Origin of the sequence: Pseudomonas sp. 2995-3, from assembly GCF_002742565.1 — a bacterium.
Classification (GTDB): domain Bacteria; phylum Pseudomonadota; class Gammaproteobacteria; order Pseudomonadales; family Pseudomonadaceae; genus Aquipseudomonas; species Aquipseudomonas edaphica.
In genome coordinates this window covers 14,727-33,627 of the sequence record NZ_LJSB01000259.1, presented here as the reverse complement: position 1 = coordinate 33,627, position 18,901 = coordinate 14,727, and the positions used below count along the sequence as shown (strand labels likewise).

The 18,901-nt window shown below is 59.9% G+C and carries 20 protein-coding genes; 15 read left to right on the top strand and 5 right to left on the bottom strand.

Translation table 11 applies throughout. The features are described 5' to 3' along the window. Positions 1-91 precede the first annotated feature (91 nt). Together AOA62_RS25545 and AOA62_RS31580 are read right to left on the bottom strand one after the other, a co-directional pair. Entirely contained in the window at positions 92-1,000 is a 909-nt protein-coding gene (locus AOA62_RS25545; RefSeq protein WP_017136418.1) for a MurR/RpiR family transcriptional regulator, read from the bottom strand. Between the two features lie 82 nt (positions 1,001-1,082). Next, a complete protein-coding gene (locus AOA62_RS31580) occupies positions 1,083-1,286 on the bottom strand; it encodes a hypothetical protein (RefSeq protein ID WP_138450968.1) in 204 nt (67 codons plus the stop codon). On the opposite strand from AOA62_RS31580, the gene iolC reads away from it, so the two are divergent. The 14 genes from iolC (at position 1,285) to AOA62_RS25480 (ending at position 17,085) form a co-directional block, all read left to right on the top strand. Next, positions 1,285-3,222 (top strand): 5-dehydro-2-deoxygluconokinase, encoded by a 1,938-nt coding sequence (iolC, locus tag AOA62_RS25540; RefSeq protein WP_099550129.1) that lies wholly within the window; start codon positions 1,285-1,287, stop codon positions 3,220-3,222. The two genes, AOA62_RS31580 and iolC, sit on opposite strands and share 2 nt — an antisense overlap. Before the next feature lie 175 nt (positions 3,223-3,397). Then, positions 3,398-4,288, top strand: a complete 891-nt coding sequence (gene iolE / locus AOA62_RS25535) for a myo-inosose-2 dehydratase (RefSeq protein WP_099550128.1) — start codon at positions 3,398-3,400, stop codon at positions 4,286-4,288. Continuing rightward, positions 4,288-5,076 (top strand): 5-deoxy-glucuronate isomerase, encoded by a 789-nt coding sequence (iolB, locus tag AOA62_RS25530; RefSeq protein ID WP_099550127.1) that lies wholly within the window; start codon positions 4,288-4,290, stop codon positions 5,074-5,076. The genes iolE and iolB overlap by 1 nt, the downstream gene beginning before the upstream one ends. Positions 5,077-5,102: 26 nt before the next feature. Then, positions 5,103-5,924 (top strand): TIM barrel protein, encoded by an 822-nt coding sequence (locus tag AOA62_RS25525; RefSeq protein WP_017136422.1) that lies wholly within the window; start codon positions 5,103-5,105, stop codon positions 5,922-5,924. Positions 5,925-6,012: 88 nt separating this feature from the next. After that, positions 6,013-7,944 carry a 3D-(3,5/4)-trihydroxycyclohexane-1,2-dione acylhydrolase (decyclizing) gene (gene iolD, locus AOA62_RS25520; RefSeq protein WP_099550126.1) on the top strand — a complete coding sequence of 644 codons (1,932 nt, stop codon included), beginning with the start codon at positions 6,013-6,015 and terminating at the stop codon, positions 7,942-7,944. Between the two features lie 18 nt (positions 7,945-7,962). Beyond that, positions 7,963-8,973: a Gfo/Idh/MocA family protein gene (locus AOA62_RS25515; protein ID WP_056859439.1), complete on the top strand. Its 1,011-nt coding sequence runs from the start codon at positions 7,963-7,965 to the stop codon at positions 8,971-8,973. 169 nt (positions 8,974-9,142) lie between these two features. Continuing rightward, complete coding sequence (locus tag AOA62_RS25510; RefSeq protein ID WP_099550125.1) at positions 9,143-10,171, top strand: Gfo/Idh/MocA family oxidoreductase; 1,029 nt, start codon at positions 9,143-9,145, stop codon at positions 10,169-10,171. A gap of 127 nt (positions 10,172-10,298) precedes the next feature. Continuing rightward, complete coding sequence (locus tag AOA62_RS32095; protein WP_163005443.1) at positions 10,299-10,475, top strand: hypothetical protein; 177 nt, start codon at positions 10,299-10,301, stop codon at positions 10,473-10,475. Between the two features lie 48 nt (positions 10,476-10,523). After that, positions 10,524-11,453: a sugar ABC transporter substrate-binding protein gene (locus AOA62_RS25505; RefSeq protein WP_099550124.1), complete on the top strand. Its 930-nt coding sequence runs from the start codon at positions 10,524-10,526 to the stop codon at positions 11,451-11,453. Positions 11,454-11,516: 63 nt separating this feature from the next. Continuing rightward, positions 11,517-13,070: a sugar ABC transporter ATP-binding protein gene (locus AOA62_RS25500; protein WP_099550123.1), complete on the top strand. Its 1,554-nt coding sequence runs from the start codon at positions 11,517-11,519 to the stop codon at positions 13,068-13,070. Between the two features lie 31 nt (positions 13,071-13,101). Beyond that, positions 13,102-14,124, top strand: coding sequence for an ABC transporter permease (locus tag AOA62_RS25495; RefSeq protein ID WP_026013640.1), 1,023 nt, complete (start codon positions 13,102-13,104; stop codon positions 14,122-14,124). 461 nt (positions 14,125-14,585) lie between these two features. Beyond that, a complete protein-coding gene (locus AOA62_RS25490; RefSeq protein ID WP_003191666.1) occupies positions 14,586-14,990 on the top strand; it encodes a TraR/DksA C4-type zinc finger protein in 405 nt (134 codons plus the stop codon). 181 nt (positions 14,991-15,171) lie between these two features. After that, positions 15,172-16,767, top strand: coding sequence for a methyl-accepting chemotaxis protein (locus tag AOA62_RS25485; protein ID WP_099550122.1), 1,596 nt, complete (start codon positions 15,172-15,174; stop codon positions 16,765-16,767). 114 nt (positions 16,768-16,881) lie between these two features. Further along, a complete protein-coding gene (locus AOA62_RS25480; RefSeq protein ID WP_017136429.1) occupies positions 16,882-17,085 on the top strand; it encodes a hypothetical protein in 204 nt (67 codons plus the stop codon). A gap of 6 nt (positions 17,086-17,091) precedes the next feature. Here the strand turns inward: AOA62_RS25480 and AOA62_RS25475 are convergent, their stop codons facing one another. From AOA62_RS25475 to AOA62_RS25465, 3 genes are all read right to left on the bottom strand, one after another. Continuing rightward, entirely contained in the window at positions 17,092-17,328 is a 237-nt protein-coding gene (locus tag AOA62_RS25475; protein ID WP_099550121.1) for a DUF2789 domain-containing protein, read from the bottom strand. A gap of 77 nt (positions 17,329-17,405) precedes the next feature. Continuing rightward, a complete protein-coding gene (locus AOA62_RS25470) occupies positions 17,406-17,636 on the bottom strand; it encodes a hypothetical protein (protein ID WP_026013642.1) in 231 nt (76 codons plus the stop codon). Positions 17,637-17,760: 124 nt separating this feature from the next. Continuing rightward, positions 17,761-18,036 (bottom strand): hypothetical protein, encoded by a 276-nt coding sequence (locus AOA62_RS25465; protein ID WP_017136432.1) that lies wholly within the window; start codon positions 18,034-18,036, stop codon positions 17,761-17,763. 407 nt (positions 18,037-18,443) lie between these two features. Here AOA62_RS25465 and AOA62_RS25460 point away from each other — a divergent pair, with 407 nt between their 5' ends. Then, positions 18,444-18,893 (top strand): hypothetical protein, encoded by a 450-nt coding sequence (locus tag AOA62_RS25460; RefSeq protein WP_050547738.1) that lies wholly within the window; start codon positions 18,444-18,446, stop codon positions 18,891-18,893. Positions 18,894-18,901 lie beyond the last annotated feature (8 nt).

Below are 18,901 nucleotides of genomic sequence, written 5' to 3'. Positions count from 1 at the left end.
GCTCCGCGTCTGCTTTGAAGAGTCGTGACGCGGAGCGTCACAGGAGGCATTTCCACGCGGAGCGTGGGAACGAACGTTCAGTATCGGCACGTCAGTCGTCAAACCCGACCTGCTCGTGAATCTCATCCACCTTCAATTCCAACCGATACGCCACGGCAATAAACAACGCCTGGCACAGGCACAACGTGGCGCTCAAGGAGCGGAAGGCAAACGACGAACCCTCATTCACCAACAACACCGCGTTCGCCCGTTTGGCCAGGGGCGACAGGTTGCTGTCGGTGATGATCAAGGTCTTGGCCTGATGATGCTGGGCGATGCGCAGGCAATGCTGGGTCTCTTTGCCGTAGGGAGTAAAGCTGATCGCAATCACCAGGTCGTTGGCCCGCACGCTGCGCATCTGTTCGCGATAACTGCCGCCCAGGCCCGAGATCAGGTGGATGCGCTTGTTGGTGTGCTGCAGGTTGTAGACCAGGTAATCGGCCACGGCAAACGAGCGGCGCACGCCGACCACGTAGATATTGTCGGCGTTGACCACCAGGTCCACCGCCTTCTCAAACGCCACATCATCCAGTTCCAGCCCCAGGCGCTCGATGCCGGAGAGGGTGGCATTCACGCACTCACGCGCCAGGTCGCCGCCGCTGGCCTTCTGCGACTTGTTGGCGATCATGCTGCGGATGCGCTGCTGGTAGTTCTGCACCGGCGTGGTTTTGTGGGTGTAGGCCTCGCGAAACAGCGCCTGCATCTCGCTGAACCCACTGAAACCGAAGCGCTGGGAAAACCGCACGATGGCCGAAGGGTGCACTTCGCATTCGCGGGCGATGTCGCTGATGCGGTCGACCATGATGCGGTCGCTCTGCTGGCTCATGTAGCTGGCAATGCGTTTGAGCTGGCGCGGCAGGCTTTCGTATTCGTCCGTGATCAGCTGCAACAGGCGTTCGGCATTGATCGGAGGGCTGGCGATCGTATCTTCCAGGGTGGTCTCGGGATCGGTGCGGGACATGGGCAATCCTTCTGGCGTGTTCGTCTGATGCGCTGATGGGTGACGCAAGTCTACAGGGTAGGCGCAAAAAAATACCTCGGCATCACGGCGTCCGTGGGCTGCTGAAACGATGCACGGCGGCTGGCATGCCATTATGCTGGCTTATTGGAAAAAATATTCCACTAAAAATAATTATGGAATAAATATTGATTGCCGCCGCTGGACGTTCTAGTCTGCTTGCACCAAGAGCGTGTGCCGTCACCACGGCGGCACCACGCAGGCTGATAAAAATAACAGGAGCCAGCATGGGCCAGACTCGTTTTGCCAGTGGGCGTCAATTGGATCTGATTTGCCTCGGGCGCCTGGGCGTCGACCTCTATGCACAGCAAGTCGGTGCGCGGCTTGAGGACGTGTCCAGCTTTGCCAAGTACCTCGGCGGTTCCTCCGCCAACATCGCCTTCGGCACGGCGCGGCTGGGCCTCAAGTCGGCGATGTTGAGCCGCGTGGGCGATGACCATATGGGCCGTTTCCTGCTCGAATCCCTGGCCCGTGAAGGCTGTGACGTGAGCGGTATCAAGGTCGACCCGGAGCGCCTCACGGCCCTGGTATTGCTGGGGCTTAAAGACCGCGAAACCTTCCCGCTGGTGTTCTACCGCGAAAACTGCGCCGACATGGCACTGCGCGCCGAAGACATCAGCGAAGTCTTTATCGCCTCCAGCAAAGCCTTGCTGATCACCGGCACACATTTCTCCACCGATGGCGTGTACAAGGCCAGCATCCAGGCGCTGGATTACGCCGCCAAGCACAACGTCAAGCGTGTGCTGGATATCGACTATCGCCCGGTGCTGTGGGGCCTGGCGGGCAAGGCGGATGGCGAAACGCGGTTTGTCGCCGATCAGAACGTCAGCCAGCATGTGCAGAGCATCCTGCCGCGTTTCGACCTGATCGTCGGCACGGAAGAAGAGTTCTTGATCGCCGGTGGCAGTGAAGACCTGCTGACCGCGCTGCGCACCGTGCGTGAACTAACCCCGGCGACCCTGGTGGTCAAGCTCGGCCCGCAAGGTTGCACGGTGATTCACGGCGCCGTCCCGGCGCGCCTGGAAGACGGCGCGATTTACCCCGGCGTGCGGGTTGAAGTGCTCAATGTACTGGGTGCTGGTGACGCCTTCATGTCCGGCTTCCTCAGCGGCTGGCTCAATGACGCCAGCGATGAGCGTTGCAGCCAGTTGGCCAACGCCTGCGGCGGCCTGGTCGTGTCCCGCCACGCTTGCGCGCCGGCCATGCCCACGCCCGCCGAACTGGATTACCTGTTCAACAGCCCGGTGCCCATCACCCGGCCGGACCAGGACGTAACCCTGCAACGCCTGCACCGCGTCACGGTGCCGCGCAAAACCTGGAAGCAGTTGTTTGTGTTTGCCTTCGACCATCGCTGGCAACTGGTGGACCTGGCGCAAAAAGGTGGTCAGGACCTGAGCCGTATCAGTGATATCAAGCAGCTGTTTATCCAGGCCATCGAACGTGTGGAAACCAAGCTGGCGCAGCAGGGCATCGACGCCGATGTGGGCCTGCTGGCCGACCAGCGCTTCGGCCAGGACGCATTGAATGCCGCCAGCGGCCGTGGCTGGTGGATCGCCCGCCCGGTGGAGGTGCAGAACTCACGGCCACTTGCGTTTGAACACGGCCGCTCGGTGGGCAGCAACCTGATTGCCTGGCCCCAGGAGCAAATCATCAAGTGCCTGGTGCAGTTCCACCCGGACGACGAGCCGATGCTGCGCCTGGAGCAGGAGGCGCAACTCAAGGCGGTGTACGAGGCGTCCCTGGTCAGCGGCCATGAACTGCTGCTGGAAGTCGTGCCGCCCAAGGATCACCCGTCGACCTATCCCGATGTGCTCTATCGCAGCCTCAAGCGCCTGTACAACCTGGGCATATATCCTGCGTGGTGGAAGATCGAGGCGCAGTCGGCTGAAGACTGGAAAAAGCTCGACGAACTGATCCACGAGCGTGACCCGTACTGCCGTGGTGTGGTGCTGCTGGGCTTGAATGCTTCGGCGCAGTTTCTGGCCGATGGCTTTCAGCAAGCCAGCCAAAGCACCACCTGCCGTGGGTTCGCGGTGGGCCGCACAATCTTCCAGGAGCCAAGCCGTGCGTGGATGGCGGGGGAGATTGATGATGAAGGGTTGATTGAGCAGGTGCAGCAGACGTTCGAGCAGCTCATCAATGCCTGGCGCAGTTCCAGAAATTAAACACGGTCAAATGTGGGAGCCGCTTGTGTGGGAGCCGGGCTTGCCCGCGATGGTATCGCCTCGGTCTACCCATGAAACCGAGGTGATGCCATCGCAGGCAAGCCAGCTCCCACACAAGCCAGCTCCCACATAAAGCAGATCTCAGTGCTATCTGAAAACAATAAAAGGTGCAGCCATGCCCGCAATCCGAATTGGCATCAACCCGATCTCCTGGAGCAACGACGACCTGCCGGCCCTCGGCGGTGAAACGCCGCTGAGCACCGCGCTCAGCGAAGGCAAGGAGATCGGCTACGAAGGTTTCGAACTCAACGGCAAGTTCCCCAAGGACGCCAAAGGCGTTGGTGATGTGCTGCGTCCTTATGACCTGGCGCTGGTCTCCGGCTGGTACTCCAGCCGCCTGGCGCGCCGTTCGGTGGCCGAAGAAATCGAAGCCATCGCCGGCCATGTCGAGCTGCTCAAACTCAATGGCGCTGACGTGCTGGTATACGGCGAAGTCGCTGACTCGATCCAGGGCTCGAAGGTGCGCCTGATCGAACGCCCGCGTTTTCACAGCGAGCACGCATGGCAGGAATACGCCGACAAGCTCACGGAGCTGGCGCGTTTCACCCTGTCCCAAGGCGTGCGCCTGGCGTATCACCACCATATGGGCGCCTACGTCGAATCCCCTGAAGACATTGACCAACTGATGAAACGAACAGGCCCGGAAGTCGGCCTGCTGTTCGATTCGGGCCATTGCTACATGGGGGGCGGCGAACCCCTCGAGGTCCTGCGCAAACACATCGACCGCGTCTGCCACGTGCATTTCAAGGACGTGCGCAAGCCGGTGGTGCAACTGGCGCGCAACCAGATGTGGAGCTTCCCTGACTGCATCGTCAACGGCACGTTCACCGTGCCCGGCGATGGCGACATCGATTTTGCCGAGTTGCTCGATGTGCTGCTGGCTGCCCACTACAAGGGCTGGCTGGTGGTCGAAGCCGAGCAGGATCCGGCCGTGGCGCCTAGCTATATCTATGCCAAAAAAGGCTACGACACCTTGCGTGCGCTGCTCAACGAGAGGACTAAGTGATGAGCTTGTTGGTCAAAAGCAGCAAACGCGGGCAAACCATGGTGGCCCTCGAAGACGGGCGCCTGGAGTACGTGGGTTTTGCCGCGTATCGCTTGAGCCTGGGCGAAACCCTGCCGGTCAGCGCCGGCGATAAAGAGCTGTGCCTGGTGCTGCTCAGCGGGCGCGTCAATATAGAAGGCGAAGGCTTCAATTGGCAGAACCTTGGCGACCGCCAGTCGGTGTTCGAAGACAAATCCCCCTTCGCCGCGTACCTGCCGCCCGGCACCGATGCGCAGATTACCGCCTTGAGCGACGTGCAGATTGCCGTCTGTGCCGCGCCCGGCGCGCCTGGCTTTGAACCGCGCCTGATTCGCCCCGAGCAGTGCAAGCGCAGCGTGCGCGGCAAAGGCGCCAACACCCGCTACGTGTGCGACATCCTGCCTGACAGCGAGCCGGCCCATTCGCTGCTGGTGGTGGAAGTACGCACGCCGTCCGGGCACTCGTCGAGCTACCCGCCGCACAAGCACGACACCGACGACCTGCCGCACCAGAGCTTTCTGGAAGAAACCTATTACCACCAGATCAACCCGCCGCAAGGCTTTGTGTTCCAGCGCGTGTACACCGACGATCGCAGCATCGACCAGGCCATGGCCGTGGAGAACAGCGACCTGGTGGTGGTGCCCAAGGGGTATCACCCGGTCAGCGTGCCGTATGGCTACGAATCGTATTACCTCAACGTGATGGCCGGGCCAAAACGCGCCTGGCATTTCCATAACGACCCGCAGCACAGCTGGCTGCTGGACCTTTAAACGGTTTTGGACGGAGAACAACAACAATGAAGTCGCCGCTACGTTTTGCCCTTAACCGCATGGTCGCCCCCAACCTGTCCCTGCCGGACTTTATCCAGCTGGCCGCGGCCCTCAAGTGCGATGCCATCGAGATTCGCAACGACCTTAAAGGCCATGAAATCGAATACGGCACCCCGGCCAGCCGCGTGCGTGAATTGTGCGCGGTGCAGGGCATCACGGTGCTGTCGATCAATGCGCTGTACCCCTTTGATGTGTGGAATGACGAGCGCCGGGCCCAGGCCATCAAGCTCGCCACTTACGCCCGTGAATGCGGCGCGCAGGGCCTGGTGATGTGCCCGTTGAATGAGCGCGGCGATACGCGCAACGAAGCCCAGCGTGCCGCCGGTTTGCGCACGGCGCTGAGCGAGCTGGCGCCGATATTGCGCGAGTACGGCATCCTCGGGTTTATCGAGCCGCTGGGCTTTGAAGAATGTGCCCTGCGCCGCAAGCGCGTGGCGGTGGACGCGATTCAGTCGATTGGCGGCCTGGATGTGTTCCGGCTGGTGCATGACACCTTTCACCACCACCTGGGCAGCGAGCAGGAGTTCTTCCCGCAACTGACGGGCCTGGTGCATATCTCTGGCGTAGAAGACGCTGAAGCGCCGCTCAATTCGATTCGTGACGGCCACCGCGTGCTGGTGGGCGAGGGCGATATCCTCGGCAACGCCGCGCAGATCGACACGTTGCTCAGCAGCGGGTACGGCGGTTACCTGTCGTTTGAGCCGTTTGCCGAGAGTGTGCATGGGCTGGCGGATATCCAGCAGGCCATCGGGGCCAGTATCGCCCACCTGCAAAACCCCCGAACCTGACGCCGATTAACCTGTGGGAGCAAGCCAGCCAGCTCCCACATTGAAGCAGTGTTAATCAACCCAATTGCATTCACACAAGGTGCAAGTGATGACCACAACAAGACTGACCATGGCCCAGGCCCTGGTGAAGTTCCTGGATAACCAATACATCGAAGTCGATGGCGTGCAGAGCAAGTTTGTCGCCGGTGTGTTCACGATTTTCGGCCACGGTAATGTGCTGGGCCTGGGCCAGGCGCTGGAGCAGGACAGCGGCGACCTGGTGGTGCATCAGGGCCGTAACGAGCAAGGCATGGCCCATGCCGCCATCGGTTTCGCCAAGCAGCACCTGCGCCGCAAGATCTATGCGTGCACCGCCTCGGTAGGCCCCGGCGCGGCGAATATGCTCACCGCTGCGGCGACCGCCACGGCCAACCGAATCCCGCTGCTGCTGTTGCCCGGTGATGTGTACGCCAGCCGCCAGCCGGACCCGGTGTTGCAACAGATCGAGCAATTCCATGACCTGAGCATCAGCACCAACGATGCGTTCCGCTCGGTGAGCAAATACTGGGATCGTATCAACCGCCCTGAGCAGCTGATGACGGCGGCGATCCATGCCATGCGCGTGCTCACAGACCCTGCGGAAACCGGCGCCGTGACCCTGGCGCTGCCGCAGGATGTGCAGGCCGAAGCCTGGGACTACCCGGATTATTTCCTGCAAAAACGCGTGCACCGTATTGAGCGGCGTCCGGCCACTGCAGCAATGATCGGCGATGCGCTGGCAGCCTTCCGGGGCAAGCGCAAGCCGCTGATCATCTGTGGCGGCGGTGTGAAGTATTCCGGCGCGAATGCGGCCCTGCAAGCGTTTGCCGAGCGTTTTGAGATTCCCTTCGCCGAAACCCAGGCGGGCAAGAGTGCAGTGGTGTCCAGCCACCCATTGAACGTCGGTGGCATCGGCGAAACCGGCTGCCTGGCGGCGAACCTGTTGGCGCCCGAGGCGGACCTGATCATCGGCATCGGCACGCGTTATACCGATTTCACCACCTCGTCCAAGTCGCTGTTCAAGCATGCCGAGGTGAAGTTTCTTAACCTCAATATCAGCCCGTGCGACGCGTTGAAGCTTGACGGCGTGCAAGTGCTGGCCGATGCGCAAGTGGCCCTTGAGGCGTTGGCTGACGCCTTGGGCGACTACCGCGCCGGCTGGGGCGAGCAGGTCCGCGATGCCAAGGCGCAGTTGGACGCGGAAGTGGAACGCGTGCACCAGGTGCAATACCACGGCGACGATTTTGTGCCGGAGGTGGATGACCACCTGGACCGCGCCGTATTGCGCGAATTTATCGAGCTGACCGGGTCGTGCCTGACCCAGAGCCGTGTACTCGGCGTGTTGAACGACACCCTGGCAGACGATGCGATCATCGTCGCCGCCGCCGGCAGCCTGCCCGGCGACTTGCAACGCGCCTGGCGCAGCAAGGGCGTCAACACCTACCACGTCGAATACGGCTATTCATGCATGGGCTACGAGATCAACGCCGCCCTCGGTGTGAAGCTGGCCGAGCCGAGCAAGGAAGTGTATGCGCTGGTCGGCGATGGCTCTTACATGATGCTGCACTCGGAGCTGGCCACCTCGATCCAGGAGCGGCGCAAGATCAACGTGATACTGCTCGACAACATGGCGTTCGGTTGCATCAACAACCTGCAAATCGGCAACGGCATGGACAGCTTCGGCACCGAGTTCCGCTTTCGTAACCCCGAAAGCGGCAAGCTCGACGGCGGCCTGGTGCCGGTGGATTTCGCCATGAGCGCGGCGGCCTATGGCTGCAAGACCTACAAGGTCAGCAGCGTGGAACAGCTTCAGGCGGCGCTGGCCGATGCGCGCACGCAAACGGTGTCCACGCTGATTGATATCAAGGTACTGCCCAAAACCATGGTCCACGGCTACCTGTCGTGGTGGCGGGTGGGCGTGGCGCAGGTGTCCACCAGTGAACGCACGAATGCCGCCGCGAAAAAACTCAACGAACAGCTGGCCAAGGCCCGGCAGTACTAATAACAAGAGGAGTTGTGTATGTCGTTAAAGCTTGGAGTGATTGGCACCGGCGCTATCGGCCGTGACCATATCCGTCGTTGCAGCCAGACCTTGCTCAATAGCCAGGTGGTGGCGGTAACCGACATCAACCTTGAGCAAGCCGCCAAGGTCGTCGCTGATTTGAAGCTTGCCGCCGAGGTCTACGCCGATGGCCATGCGCTGATCAACTCGCCACAGGTCGAAGCCATTCTCGTCACGTCCTGGGGGCCGAGCCACGAAGAGTTCGTGCTGGCCGCCATCGCCGCCGGCAAGCCGGTGTTCTGCGAAAAACCGTTGGCGGTGACGGCGCAAGGCTGCCGCAAGATCGTCGACGCCGAACTGGCCTACGGCAAGCGCCTGGTGCAAGTGGGCTTTATGCGCCCGTATGACGAAGGTTATCGCGCCCTCAAGGCCGTGATCGACAGCGGCCAGATCGGCGAGCCGCTGATGCTGCATTGCGCGCACCGCAACCCGACGGTGGGCGAGAACTACAAGACGGATATGGCGATCACTGACACCTTGATCCACGAGCTGGATGTGCTGCGTTGGTTGCTCAACGATGACTATGTGTCGGTGCAGGTGGTGTTCCCGCGCAAGTCGAGCAAAGCCCTGGCCCACCTGCGCGACCCGCAGATCGTGCTGTTGGAAACCGCCAAGGGCACGCGCATCGACGTGGAAGTGTTCGTGAACTGCCAGTACGGCTACGACATCCAGTGTGAAGTGGTGGGGGAGACCGGCATTGCCAAACTGCCGGAGCCTTCGCAGGTGCAAATGCGCAGTGGCGCGAAGCTGTCGAATGCCATTTTGATGGACTGGAAGGACCGCTTTATCGGGGCTTACGACGTGGAATTGCAGGCGTTTATCGACAGCGTGCGTGCGGGCCAAGTCGGCGGGCCTTCGGCCTGGGACGGTTTTGCAGCGGCGGTGGCGGCGGATGCATGCATCGAGGCGCAGAACAGTGAGCAGATCGTGAAGGTGAGCTTGCCGGAGCGTCCGCACTTTTACGGCTAATCACAATCTGCCAGGTGGAATGCAGTCAGTGTGGGAGCTGGCTTGTCGAATCGTCGCACCGCTGCGATGGCGGTCTATCAGTGACAGCTTCATCGGCTGACACGACGCTATCGCAGGCAAGCCAGCTCCCACACTTGATTGGGTTTGCAATTCAACAAGGAAACAACTTATGCGAATCGGACTAGTCGGCTACGGCCACGGAGGGCGCTTCTTTCATGCGCCGCTGATTGCAACCTTGCCCGGTGCGACTTTTGTTGGTGTGGTGACCCGTTCAGCGGAGCGCCGCCAGCAATTGAGTACTGACCTTCCGGGCGTAAAGGCTTTTGACAGCATCGGCCAGATCGTCGAGGCCGGTGTCGACGCGCTGGTGATCTCCACCACCCTCAAAGGCCGCCCGGCGCTGGTGTTGGAAGCCATCGAGCACGGCGTGGCGGTGGTCAGCGACAAACCCTTCGCCAGCAACGCCGAACAGGCCCAGGCGCTGATCATCGCCGCCGAGCGCCAGGGCTCGCTGCTCAGCGTCTACCAGAACCGGCGCTGGGATTCGGATTACCTGACCCTGCGCAAACTGATCGACGCAGGTGCCTTGGGTGAGATCACACGTTTTGAATCCCGCGTCGAACGCTACAGCCCGCAAGCGGTGGGCAATGCCAGTGGCGGCGGCTGGCTGCGTGACCTGGGCAGCCATCTAGTGGACCAGGCGCTGCAATTGTTCGGCCCAGTGGACCGGGTGTTTGCGCAATTGCAGTTCACGCCGCAACACCCCACCCTTGATCACGGTTTTTTCGTCTCCCTGACCCACACCAATGGCGTGATTTCGCACCTGTGGGGCAGCGCCCTGCAAAACAGCCAGGCACCGCGCTTTCGGGTCAGTGGCACCCTGGGTTGTTACACCGTCGATGGGCTGGACGGCCAGGAAGACGCGCTGATGGCCGGCAAGTCGCCAAAAACCGAAGGCGAGCAATGGGGCGCCGAGGAGCATCGACGCTGGGGCTGGTTCGAGCAAGGCGAGGATCGCGAACGAGTGCCATCCGAGAAGGGCTGCTGGACGCAGTTCTATCGCCAGTTGCAACTGGCCGTGCAAGGGCAGGGGCCATTGCCGGTAAGCGCCTATGACGCGCTGGAAACCACCCGTATATTGGACGCCGCACGCCTCAGCGCCGAGCGCCAGCAGGTGGTTTCGACAAAAATAGAATAAAATTCTAAAACATGTTGATATGGAAATTATTTTCTAATACAGTCTTTTCCAGGTTGCATAAAGTACGTTCGAACTCGATTCGCGCGGCTCAACAAAAACAAGATCAAAAACAACCAGGTACCGTCAGATGAAAATCTTCAACGCTGTACTGCGAGTTTTACGCCCTGCCTCAGCGCCACGCGGTCTGCCCCGCGCCCGGCCGTTTTACTTCTCCTTCCTTAATGTGCTGTGTGTCGAAAACCACGGCGCGCTGGTCTGCTGCATCCCGGGGGCACCGGTGGTTCGATTGCCCGCCGAGCGCTGATAAACGCAACGTCCAAAAAACCAACAAGAAAGTGGAGACAGACCGTTCATGAAGACCCCGATCCGTTTTACCGCGCTGGCCCTGTCCATGTTGCTGGCCAGTGGTGTTGCCTCGGCCGCCGACCTGAAGATTGGCGTGACCATGTCCGCCTTTGATGACACCTTCCTGACCTACCTGCGTGAAGACATGGACAAGCAAGCCAAGTCCTATCCCAAGGGCGATGGTGTGCAATTGCAGTTTGAAGACGCTCGGGCCGATGTGGTCAAGCAACTGAGCCAGGTCGAGAACTTCATCAGCCAGAAGGTCGACGCGATTATCGTCAACCCGGTGGACACCGCCTCGACCGCCAACATCATCAAGGCCGCCACCGCTGCGAAAATCCCGCTGGTGTTCGTCAACCGCCGCCCGGATAGCCCAACCCTGGCCCCAGGCGTGGCAGCGGTGGTGTCCGATGACGTCGAGGCCGGCAAACTGCAAATGCAATACATCGCCGACAAACTCGGCGGCAAGGGCAACATTGTGATTCTGTTGGGCGACCTGGCGAACAACTCCACCACTAACCGTACCAAGGGCGTGAAGGAAGTCCTGACCAAGTACCCCGGCATCAAGATCGAACAGGAACAGACCGGTATCTGGTTGCGTGACAAGGGCATGACCCTGGTTAACGACTGGCTGACCCAGGGCCGCGATTTTGACGCGGTACTGGCCAACAATGACGAGATGGCCATTGGTGCATCCATGGCGCTGAAGTCGGCAGGCAAAAAAGGCGTGTTGATCGCCGGTGTCGACGGCACGCCGGACGGCCTTAATGCGATCACCAAGGGCGACATGACCGTGTCGGCCTTCCAGGATGCCAAGGGCCAGGCCGACAAGTCGGTGGAGACTGCGCGCAAGATGGCTAAAAACGAGCCCATCGAGCAGAACGTGGTGATCCCGTTCAAGCTGATCACGCCGGATAACGTCAAAGACTTCAAGTAGCCCTTCATAACAACAATAAGCAAGCAGGGCGGCCACGGTCGCTCTGCTGATGGAGTACCCGATATGCTTGCTCAAGCCACTGTCTCGCAGCCTCCCGGTCTCCAGCCCGCGCTGCTGGAAGAACCCTACCTGCTGGAAATCGTCAACATCAGCAAAGGCTTTCCCGGCGTTGTGGCCCTGGCCGATGTGCAACTGCGCGTGCGCCCAGGCTCGGTACTGGCGCTGATGGGCGAGAACGGTGCGGGCAAGTCGACGTTGATGAAAATCATCGCCGGCATCTACCAGCCCGACGCCGGGGAAATTCGTCTGCGCGGCAAGCCGATTGTGTTTGAAACACCGCTGGCGGCGCAGAAGGCCGGGATCGCGATGATCCACCAGGAACTCAACCTGATGCCGCACATGAGCATCGCCGAGAACATCTGGATCGGCCGCGAGCAGCTCAATAGCCTGCACATGGTCAACCACCGCGAAATGCACCGTTGCACCGCCGAGTTGCTGGCCCGTTTGCGCATCAACCTGGACCCGGAAGAACACGTCGGCAACCTGAGCATCGCCGAGCGGCAGATGGTCGAGATTGCCAAGGCGGTGTCCTACGACTCCGACATCCTGATCATGGATGAACCGACTTCAGCCATTACCGAAAAGGAAGTGGCCCACCTGTTTTCGATCATTGCCGACCTCAAGTCCCAGGGTAAAGGCATCGTCTACATCACGCACAAAATGAACGAAGTGTTTGCCATCGCCGATGAAGTGGCGGTGTTTCGTGACGGCCAGTACATCGGCCTGCAGCGCGCCGACAGCATGAACAGCGACAGCCTGATCTCGATGATGGTCGGCCGCGAGCTGAGCCAGTTGTTCCCGGTGCGCGAGACACCCATCGGCGACTTGCTGCTGTCGGTGCGCGACTTGAGCCTGGACGGCGTGTTCAAGGACGTGTCGTTCGACCTGCATGCCGGTGAAATTCTCGGCATCGCCGGGCTGATGGGCTCGGGGCGCACCAACGTGGCAGAGACCATTTTCGGCATCACTCCAAGTTCCAGCGGCCGGATCACCCTTGATGGCAAGCCGGTGCACATCACCGACCCGCACATGGCCATCGAGAAGGGCTTTGCGCTGTTGACCGAGGACCGCAAGCTCAGTGGCCTGTTCCCGTGCCTGTCGGTGCTGGAGAACATGGAGATGGCGGTGCTGCCGCATTACTCGGGTAACGGCTTTATCCAGCAAAAAGCCCTGCGCGCGCTGTGCGAAGACATGTGCAAGAAGCTGCGGGTGAAAACCCCGTCACTGGAGCAGTGCATCGACACTCTGTCCGGCGGCAACCAGCAAAAAGCCCTGTTGGCGCGCTGGTTGATGACCAACCCGCGCTTGCTGATCCTCGATGAGCCGACCCGTGGCATCGACGTTGGCGCCAAGGCCGAGATCTATCGCTTGATTTCCTTCCTCGCCAGCGAAGGCATGGCGGTGATCATGATTTCCTCCGAACTGCCGGAAGTGCTGGGCATGAGCGACAGGGTGATGGTGATGCATGAAGGCGAACTGATGGGCACCCTGGATCGCGCCGACGCGACCCAGGAAAAAGTCATGCAGCTGGCTTCCGGTATGACCGTAGTCCACTGACGAACCGCACAGAATAAGAAGGTAATTGGCTATGAACGCAATAACAGACAACAAGCCTGCCACGGCACCGGTCAAGCACCGTCGGCGTTTACCCACCGAGCTGAGTATCTTCCTGGTGTTGATCGGCATCGGCCTGGTGTTTGAGCTATTCGGCTGGATCGTGCGCGACCAGAGCTTCCTGATGAACTCCCAGCGCCTGGTGCTGATGATTCTGCAAGTGTCGATCATCGGCCTGCTGGCGATTGGCGTGACGCAGGTGATCATCACCACCGGTATCGATCTGTCTTCAGGCTCGGTGTTGGCGTTATCGGCGATGATTGCCGCCAGTTTGGCGCAAACCTCGGACTTTTCCCGGGCAGTGTTTCCCAGCCTGACCGACTTGCCGGTGTGGATTCCGGTGGCGATGGGCCTAGGTGTGGGGCTGCTGGCGGGGGCAATTAACGGCAGTATCATCGCGGTGACCGGCATTCCGCCGTTTATTGCGACCCTGGGCATGATGGTCTCGGCCCGTGGCCTGGCACGCTACTACACCGAAGGCCAGCCGGTGAGCATGCTCTCGGATTCGTACACCGCCATCGGCCATGGTGCGATGCCGGTGATTATCTTCCTGGTGGTGGCGGTGATCTTCCATATCGCCCTGCGCTACACCAAGTACGGCAAGTACACCTACGCCATCGGCGGCAACATGCAGGCGGCGCGCACCTCGGGCATCAACGTCAAGCGTCACCTGATCATCGTCTACAGCATCGCCGGTCTGCTGGCGGGCCTGGCCGGTGTGGTGGCCTCGGCGCGTGCCGCCACCGGCCAGGCCGGCATGGGCATGTCCTATGAGCTGGATGCGATTGCGGCGGCGGTGATCGGCGGCACCAGCCTGGCGGGCGGAGTAGGGCGCATCACCGGCACCGTGATCGGTGCGCTGATTCTCGGCGTGATGGCCAGCGGGTTTACCTTTGTGGGGGTGGATGCGTATATCCAGGACATCATCAAGGGGCTGATCATTGTGATTGCGGTGGTGATCGACCAGTATCGCAACAAGCGCAAGCTCAAGCGCTGATACCGATTAACGGGCAACACCTATCCAATGTGGGAGCTGGCTTGTTGTGGCGAGCAAGCTTGCTTGCGCTGGGGTGCGAAGCGCCCCTAAAAAGCCTGCTCCAGCCGCGCTGTCGAACGGGAGCAAGCTCCCTCGCCACAGCAAGCCAGCTCCCACAGCGAGTCTTTATCAGACCGTTCTAACCGTTTGTCTTCTATATAGCTCCACAGCACTGAATTTCTTGCTATAAACGCACTCCGATGACCGTTCGCCAAGCCCGTCCTGGTGCCTTTGGGGGTTAATTGGGAAAAAATGCCTGTCTTTTCAGTTGCTGAGCCTTCCAGTCGGCCTTAGACTGCCGCCCCTCGTAAATTGAGTGCCGGGTGGCGCTTGAAATGGACGGCGCCCTTCCGAGGCCTGCGAAGGTCTGCCGGAACGCTCCCTTATTCGCCTTAATGCACGTATTTTTTATAGAGAAATCAATGACAAAGGAAAAGTTGCTGGCCATGCCGGCGGATGACTACATGAATGCCGAACAGCACGCTTTTTTCGAGAAGTTGCTGCAAGACATGAAAGTGGAACACCACGAGCGCATTGAGCAGAACCGCATCGCCATCGAAAGCCTGGACACCCCGGCGGACCCGGCTGACGCTGCCTCTGTGGAAGAAGAGCGCACCTGGCTGGTAAACGCCATCGACCGCGACCAGCGCATGCTGCCGCAGCTTGAGCGTGCCCTGGAACGCATCAAGGAAGATTCTTTTGGCTGGTGCGATGACAGCGGCGAGCCTATCGGCCTCAAGCGCCTGCTGATCAGCCCGACCACCAAATACTGTATCGAAGCGCAAGAGCGTCACGAGCAGATCGACAAGCACCAGCGCCAGGCCTGATGCGCTGAAGTCGGGCATCGCAGCTGTGATGCCCGAAGAAACACCGGTTACGTCCCTGTCTATTGATCTGCTGCAAGCACCCCACGAAAGGCCCATGGATAATGGCCCAATAGTGGCGTTTAATGCAGCAACAATAACGACAAACAGAGGGGTAACGACGATGGCTGGAGACGGATCTCTGATGGGCGCAGCGGCGCCACCGCAAACGGTGGTGCGCGTGCTGCCCGGCTGGCTGACGCCGCTTATGCAGAGCACCGCGCTGGTGCTGGTCCTGCTGGGCCTGTCGTTTGCCGGCTTGCCGCTGTACCTGTGCCTGCCACTGGCCTTGCTGGTGATCTGGCTGCCTGCGCTCAAAGCCCGAGTGCCGCGTGTAGCGCCTGCCCAGGCGATTGATACGCTGGGTGAGCTGACTCGCGATCTTTCCTACACCACCAGTCATAACGCACTTTCCGCTGCCGGCGTGGCCTATTCGGTCAAGCAACTGGCCGCGCGCGTGCAATCGCAATTAGGCGCCGCCAAGCAAATTGTCAGCAGCGCCGAAGTGATGATCGGCACCGAGCAAGTCACCTCTCAACTCAGCCGGCAGGCCTTGGGCGCGGCCAGCCAGGCGCACCAGCGCAGTACTGAAGGGCGCGAAGTGTTGGCTCAATCGATCACTCGCATGCACCAACTGCGCCTGCGCGCCAATGCCAGCCGAGAGTTGATCGAGGCGCTGAGCCAGCGCAGTGAAGAGATTCAGCGCGTGACCCTGGTGATCCAGTCCATTGCCAGCCAGACCAACCTGCTCGCGCTGAACGCCGCCATTGAAGCGGCGCGCGCCGGCGAGCACGGGCGCGGCTTTGCCGTAGTGGCCGATGAAGTGCGTGGCCTGGCCGGGCGTACGGCCACGGCGACGGATGAGGTCGGCGTGATGGTCGCCGATATTCAACAACGCACCGCCCAGGTGGTGGAACAGATTCGCCAACTGTCCGCCGACTTGCACATCGGCGTCGAGCAGGTGGAGCAGGCGGGTGAGCAACTGGAAAATATCGCCAGCCTGGCAGCCGACGTAGAAGGGCAGGTCAACGAGATCGCCCAAGGCACCGACACCAACCGCGCGCAACTCGACAGCCTGTTCCACGCGGTAGAGCAGATGCGCAGCGATTTAACGGTGAGCGACCAGCAGACGCGGCAACTGGCCGAGGTCGCTGTGCAGATGGAAGGACAGGCTGAAACCATCAGTGAGCGCCTGGCTGAAGTCGGGCTGGATGACTATCACCAGCGCATCTACGACCTGGCTCGCGAAGGGGCGAGCCGTATTGGTGAGCAGTTCGAGGCTGACATCGTGCAAAACCGCATCAGCCTGGAAGACTTGTTCGACCGCAACTACACGCCGATCCCCAACACCCGGCCGAGCAAATACCACACGCGCTTTGATGGCTACACCGACCAAGTGCTGCCGACGATCCAGGAGGCATTGCTGCCGCGCCATGAGGGGCTGGTGTTCGCGATTGCCTGCACACCGCAGGGCTATGTGCCCACACACAACAAGGCGTTCTCCCACGCCCTGACCGGCGATGCACAGGTTGACGCCGTGCAGAACCGTACCAAACGCAAGTTCGACGACCGTACCGGCATTCGTTGTGGCAGCCATCAACAAGCAGTGCTGTTGCAGACCTATACCCGCGATACTGGCGAACTGATGCACGATTTGTCGGTGCCGATCATGGTTAAGGGGCGGCATTGGGGTGGCTTGCGCCTGGGCTATAAACCGGAAGGGGCCAAGGCTGGGCGTTAGGATTGTTACTGTTTATGCAATGGAGCTATTCCGGAGATAGCTTTTTCCACGTGGAATAAAACCGTAGCATGGACAATATTGTTAGGTAGCTAACTAATGTGACGGAGAAGCTCCATGCAAAACAAGGTCGATGTCGCCGTGATGATCGGCAGTGGTGTTCCCGAAACCCTGCGTGCGCTGGGCCAGAAAGCCTGTTGGGTGGTGTTGCTCAATGGCGAGCAACGCGGTACGGCATTCGCCAGCCGCAGTGAAGCCGAGGAGTGCAGAGCCGCCTGGCAGGCACTGATGCACCTGGAACAATCAGACAGCCTGCATTGAGGCGTGTTATTTAGACGGGTGCAGGCGCTGGTTCAGCTCATCCACCGGTATTGCCCATTCGGCGTCTTCGCGCAGTTCTTCTTTAAGAAACGCCGCTTGTTGCGCAGACCAGAAGGGTGCGTCGATCAGCTTCACGTCTTCAGGTAGCGGATGCGCGACGATAAAAGCATCGATGGCTTCAGGTGTTGAATCCAGACCGAGTTGATCAAACAGGGTTTCAAGCGTAGGGATTGGCGCGTCCATGGTGGGTTCTCCATGCAAGGTGAGGGATGTTGTGCATGTGAGGCCGGGGACGCGACAGAGTTCAGGATTTGCACAGGTCAGGAATTGAGTGCACCTGAATCCACCGCGGATTTCAGCGCCCTGGCGGCATCTTTGCCGGCAATGGCCGCAGCGTCGACGGTTTTGAACCAACGATCTTTTTCTACCTGATGCGTGGTGACCGTGGTCAGCGGTGGTTTGGCCCGCATAATGATCACCGCTTGAAACTCGCCATCTACTTCTCGCGCATCGCCATGGATGAAAAATTCGCCAATATCAAATTCCGTCACGTATAGCCTTCCCTTCAAGTTAACTGCATCAAGGTCACTGCACTGATGAACGCCGACACGCAAGGGGCAAACTTCAATGGACGGGCCAGTATGGCAGTTGTTGAAGGGCGACGGCGCAGTAAAGTCAGGCGGGTGACGAAACGATCGCAGCGTGAACCGCTTGCAGGTTGGCTTCAAGTTGTTGGGCCAATTCGCAAGCCTTGGAATGCGTGCTGCGAAAGCCTTTGATCCTGCCGCTGGTCACTTCAAGGATATGAAAGAAATTGCGTCCGGCCGGTACCACTTGGTAAAGAACGTAATTGGAGTACCCGTTGGGGTTATGTAAGCAGTAGTATTGGCGCTCGTCTGGACATGATGAACGAGTGCGCGATGACATAACGGCGTGTTGACGTGGTTGCATGCTCAGCTCCTGTCGATCGACCTTGTGGACTTACCAGCAGCGTTTCGAGTGGTTTTGAACCGGGTTGCTGTTTTAGTATTGTCGTCGGCAGCCGATGCCTGGTTCCATTCCGGGTGTTATGTAATGTGTAGGCTGTCGGAAATCGCGTTTTTAACCGGGTTATTCTCTGAAGTGGGTCGGTCCGAGTTCTCGGGCTGCTGAACCTGTGATTTGCTGTGTCGCCTGATGACCTTGCATAAGGTCCATCGTGCATCTGTGTACTAGTCTTATGGCGTGGCAGCAGGTTTCTTCAGTTTTTTTACGAATGTGTGATCGAGCCGTAACGGCCGTTTTTTTGTGCTGTCCGCTCTGGCGGTCAGCGCCTTTTTTGATGTGGGGGCGTTTCCTTGGCAGTCAGTAATCTGGATATGCACGCGTTATTCGTGCTGGGTGATTTGCGCGCAAAGTTGGTCAAGCAGTTTCAATCCCGTTTCGTTTACATCACTGAACAGACGCCGGAAGGCATTTACATCGCCGAGATCGATACTGAATCGGCGCTGGTCGTGGATGACAAACCGCGCCTGGAACTCAAGGTCGGCGACCATTTTCGTGCCGCCGTGTTGCCGAGCCGTGAAGGCGGCAAGTTCGAACTGAAGTTTCGCGACATCAAGTTGACGGTGTATGGCTTGGGCGATTACGCCTTTGTTTCGTCGACCGAAGGCCAGGGCATCGTGTTCAAGGAAGGCCACAGCGTGATGCTGGTGTTTGCCGCCAATGAACAATTGCAGGAAGGCTTGACCAAAACCCTCAAGGCCGTGACCGGCAAGGCCGCCAAGTGGCGCAAGGGTGAACTGGTGACGTTCAAGGCCAGTGAGTAACTGCTAAA